Raw genomic sequence first — 1,324 nt, forward strand, 5'->3', positions numbered from 1 at the left:
GAGCTCCGGACGCAGTGGTGCCCGGCGCCGGTGAGGGCCGGGCCGGGCTGGGGGCGAATGTGGGTGGCTCAAGTCGGGGCGGGCTCGGGGGCGACGTCGGGGGCGGACTCAGCGGGCTCGGGGTCGGGCTCGGGCTCGGGCCTGGGGGCGACGTTGACGTTGTAAAGGACGCGCATCTGGTAGGTGCCGTAGGGGAAGTCGACGTCGCGGTTGCCGGCTTTGAACTCGAGGCGGGAGTCTTCGTGCTGGGCGCGCCAGTCGGCGTTGAAGGCGAGGCGGGCGATGCGGCGGACGGCGTTTTTGGCGGCGACGGTGGGGCTGATGCCCTCGGCCTCGAAGCTGGTGAAGCGGTGCGAGCGCGGGGTCGCCAGGATCTTGTCGGGGCCGAGGTAGCCGCCGCCGCGCTCCTTGGTCGCGAGCTTCGCTTCGTCGACCTTGCCCGCGATGCGGCGGTCGAGCTCGGCGGCGAGCTGCTGGTCTGACATCTCCTCGAAGCCGGCCGGGCGGTACATGGTCAGGGTCGCCTCGGCGGCCCAGTAGGTGCCGTTGGCCCGCTTGCGGTTCGGGTTCAAGCAGGCGGGACGCTTGTAGGTCTGCGGCTCTTGGCCCCAGTGCATCACGATGCCGGGGTAGTCGTCGTTGTCCTCGACCATCCCGGCGGCGATGAGGTTGGCGACGGTATAGGCGATCTCATCGAGGATGTCGCTGGGCTCCTCGAGGCGGACGTGGCTGGTCTGGCGCCCGTCCCACATCCGTCCGGACTCGCCGTTGATGCTGTTGACGACGTAGGTCGTGCGGGCGTGAAGGTCGCGGGTGAACGCGGGCGTGACGGCCCCCTCGTCGAAGCCCACCGCGTGGTAGTGGTCGCCCAACACCGTCACCGCCGAGAGCTTGACGTTGTGTTCCTCGGTGTAGACCGCCAGGAGATAGCCGATGCCATTGACCACCTCGGCGTCCGCGCGCAGGCGGTTTTCCCGATGCTCGACCCGGCGGCTGAGAAAGAGGGTGTCTTCTTCGTAGATGGGGCGCGGTCGCACGGCCGCCAACAGAGCAAGGCGCGCGCCAGCGCGAAGTGCGCGATGTTTGGTCAGCGGTGTCCGCTCGGCCGGACACCCCGGTCGGCCCGCCGGTCACCCCCGGCCGGCGGGCCGGACACATACAGACCCTCGGTCCGGAGGCCTGGCTGACACATACAGACCCTCGGTCCGGATCAGCCGGTCCGGATCAGCGGAACACATACAGACCCTCGGTCCGGATCAGCGGAACACATACAGACCCTCGGTCCGGATCAGCGGAACACATACAGACCCTCGGTCCGGATCAG

General features: G+C 69.1%; 1 protein-coding gene. It reads right to left on the bottom strand.

Features of this window, described 5'->3' with window-relative positions:
• Positions 1-68: 68 nt before the first annotated feature.
• Positions 69-1,037: a hypothetical protein gene (locus tag ABFS34_16875; protein MEN8377100.1), complete on the bottom strand. Its 969-nt coding sequence runs from the start codon at positions 1,035-1,037 to the stop codon at positions 69-71.
• Positions 1,038-1,324: the final 287 nt, after the last annotated feature.

The organism is Gemmatimonadota bacterium (assembly GCA_039715185.1).
In the GTDB taxonomy this organism is placed as follows: Bacteria; Gemmatimonadota; Gemmatimonadetes; order Longimicrobiales; family RSA9; genus DATHRK01.